At 51.8% G+C, this 3,280-nt stretch carries 6 tRNA genes and 2 rRNA genes; all 8 read right to left on the bottom strand.

The window, feature by feature from the left end:
* Positions 1–4: 4 nt before the first annotated feature.
* Positions 5–93 (bottom strand) — tRNA-Leu (locus tag ABE34_RS14475).
* A 5-nt stretch (positions 94–98) separates the two neighbouring features.
* A tRNA-Gly gene (locus tag ABE34_RS14470) sits at positions 99–173 on the bottom strand.
* 46 nt (positions 174–219) lie between these two features.
* Positions 220–304, bottom strand: a tRNA-Leu gene (locus ABE34_RS14465).
* 21 nt (positions 305–325) lie between these two features.
* Positions 326–401: transfer RNA gene (locus ABE34_RS14460), tRNA-Lys, on the bottom strand.
* 4 nt (positions 402–405) lie between these two features.
* A tRNA-Thr gene (locus ABE34_RS14455) sits at positions 406–481 on the bottom strand.
* A gap of 3 nt (positions 482–484) precedes the next feature.
* Positions 485–560: transfer RNA gene (locus ABE34_RS14450), tRNA-Val, on the bottom strand.
* Between the two features lie 10 nt (positions 561–570).
* Positions 571–686, bottom strand: a 5S ribosomal RNA gene (gene rrf / locus ABE34_RS14445).
* Positions 687–803: 117 nt separating this feature from the next.
* Positions 804–3,280, bottom strand: a 23S ribosomal RNA gene (locus ABE34_RS14440); the annotation flags it as partial.

Raw genomic sequence — 3,280 nt, 5'->3', positions numbered from 1 at the left:
AAAATGGTGCCGAGGGCCGGAATCGAACCGGCACGGTAGTCACCTACCGCAGGATTTTAAGTCCTGTGCGTCTGCCAGTTCCGCCACCCCGGCACATTTGGAGCGGAAGACGAGGTTCGAACTCGCGACCCCCACCTTGGCAAGGTGGTGTTCTACCACTGAACTACTTCCGCATGTGCATAAGATTTATTTATCCTGGCAATTATTAAATTTGAAAAATGGTGCGGGTGAAGGGAGTCGAACCCCCACGCCTTGCGGCGCTAGATCCTAAGTCTAGTGCGTCTGCCAATTCCGCCACACCCGCATATTTTGTTGGCAATTTAAATGGTGAGCCATGAAGGACTCGAACCTTCGACCCTCTGATTAAAAGTCAGATGCTCTACCAACTGAGCTAATGGCTCCAAATGGTGCCGGCGATAGGAGTCGAACCCACGACCTACTGATTACAAGTCAGTTGCTCTACCAACTGAGCTACACCGGCAAATGGTGGAGGATGACGGGCTCGAACCGCCGACCCCCTGCTTGTAAGGCAGGTGCTCTCCCAGCTGAGCTAATCCTCCTGGGTATTATGCCTAGCGACGTCCTACTCTCGCAGGGGGAAGCCCCCAACTACCATCGGCGCTAAAGAGCTTAACTTCCGTGTTCGGTATGGGAACGGGTGTGACCTCTTTGCCATCATCACTAGACTATTTTTAAAGACAAGATTTATTATAACACATTTTGTTATAATTGCAAGCTTTTTTTAAAAAAACTTTCTTATTCTTTCAAAACTGGATAAACGTGCATTGAATGTTTCAAACATTTTGGTTAAGTCCTCGATCGATTAGTATTCGTCAGCTCCATGTGTCACCACACTTCCACCTCGAACCTATCTACCTCATCGTCTTTGAGGGATCTTACTTACTTGCGTAATGGGAAATCTCATCTTGAGGGGGGCTTCATGCTTAGATGCTTTCAGCACTTATCCCGTCCACACATAGCTACCCAGCGATGCCTTTGGCAAGACAACTGGTACACCAGCGGTGTGTCCATCCCGGTCCTCTCGTACTAAGGACAGCTCCTCTCAAATTTCCTACGCCCACGACGGATAGGGACCGAACTGTCTCACGACGTTCTGAACCCAGCTCGCGTACCGCTTTAATGGGCGAACAGCCCAACCCTTGGGACCGACTACAGCCCCAGGATGCGATGAGCCGACATCGAGGTGCCAAACCTCCCCGTCGATGTGGACTCTTGGGGGAGATAAGCCTGTTATCCCCGGGGTAGCTTTTATCCGTTGAGCGATGGCCCTTCCATGCGGAACCACCGGATCACTAAGCCCGTCTTTCGACCCTGCTCGACTTGTAGGTCTCGCAGTCAAGCTCCCTTGTGCCTTTACACTCTACGAATGATTTCCAACCATTCTGAGGGAACCTTTGGGCGCCTCCGTTACCTTTTAGGAGGCGACCGCCCCAGTCAAACTGTCCGCCTGACACTGTCTCCTGCCCCGCTAAGGGGCATGGGTTAGAATTTCAATACAACCAGGGTAGTATCCCACCGACGCCTCCTTCGAAGCTGGCGCTCCGAGATCTCTGGCTCCTACCTATCCTGTACAAGTTGTACCAAAATTCAATATCAGGCTACAGTAAAGCTCCACGGGGTCTTTCCGTCCTGTCGCGGGTAACCTGCATCTTCACAGGTACTATAATTTCACCGAGTCTCTCGTTGAGACAGTGCCCAGATCGTTACGCCTTTCGTGCGGGTCGGAACTTACCCGACAAGGAATTTCGCTACCTTAGGACCGTTATAGTTACGGCCGCCGTTTACTGGGGCTTCAATTCGCAGCTTCGCTTGCGCTAACCACTCCTCTTAACCTTCCAGCACCGGGCAGGCGTCAGCCCCTATACGTCACCTTACGGTTTTGCAGAGACCTGTGTTTTTGCTAAACAGTCGCCTGGGCCTATTCACTGCGGCTCTCATGCGCTTGCACGCTCAAGAGCACCCCTTCTCCCGAAGTTACGGGGTCATTTTGCCGAGTTCCTTAACGAGAGTTCTCTCGCACACCTTAGGATTCTCTCCTCGACTACCTGTGTCGGTTTGCGGTACGGGCACCTCTCACCTCGATAGAGGCTTTTCTTGGCAGTGTGAAATCAGGAACTTCGTCCATACGGACTCGCCATCACAGCTCAACGTTACAGTGTGCGGATTTGCCTACACACACGCCTTACTGCTTGGACGCGCATAACCAACAGCGCGCTTACCCTATCCTACTGCGTCCCCCCATTTCTCAAACGGTGAGGAGGTGGTACAGGAATATCAACCTGTTGTCCATCGCCTACGCCTATCGGCCTCGGCTTAGGTCCCGACTAACCCTGAGCGGACGAGCCTTCCTCAGGAAACCTTAGTCATACGGTGGACGGGATTCTCACCCGTCTTTCGCTACTCATACCGGCATTCTCACTTCTAAGCGCTCCACCAGTCCTTCCGATCTGACTTCAACGCACTTAGAACGCTCTCCTACCACTGACATCGTAGATGTCAATCCACAGCTTCGGTGAATCGTTTAGCCCCGATACATTTTCGGCGCAGCGTCACTCGACCAGTGAGCTATTACGCACTCTTTAAATGATGGCTGCTTCTAAGCCAACATCCTGGTTGTCTGTGCAACGCCACATCCTTTTCCACTTAACGATTACTTTGGGACCTTAGCTGGTGGTCTGGGCTGTTTCCCTTTTGACTACGGATCTTATCACTCGCAGTCTGACTCCCGTGTATAAATATCTGGCATTCGGAGTTTGTCTGAATTCGGTAAACCGGGATGGCCCCCTAGTCCAAACAGTGCTCTACCTCCAGTATTCTCATCACGAGGCTAGCCCTAAAGCTATTTCGGAGAGAACCAGCTATCTCCAAGTTCGATTGGAATTTCTCCGCTACCCACACCTCATCCCCGCACTTTTCAACGTGCGTGGGTTCGGGCCTCCAGTAAGTGTTACCTCACCTTCACCCTGGACATGGGTAGATCACCTGGTTTCGGGTCTACGACCACGTACTAATTCGCCCTATTCAGACTCGCTTTCGCTGCGGCTCCGCCTTCTAAAGCTTAACCTCGCACGTAATCGTAACTCGCCGGTTCATTCTACAAAAGGCACGCTATCACCCATTAACGGGCTCTAACTACTTGTAGGCACACGGTTTCAGGATCTCTTTCACTCCCCTTCCGGGGTGCTTTTCACCTTTCCCTCACGGTACTGGTTCACTATCGGTCACTAGGTAGTATTTAGCCTTGGGAGATGGTCCTCCC

This window comes from Lysinibacillus sphaericus (assembly GCF_015844675.1).
Lineage (GTDB): Bacteria > Bacillota > Bacilli > Bacillales_A > Planococcaceae > Lysinibacillus > Lysinibacillus sphaericus_E.
This window is presented reverse-complemented; position numbering and strand designations above follow the sequence as displayed.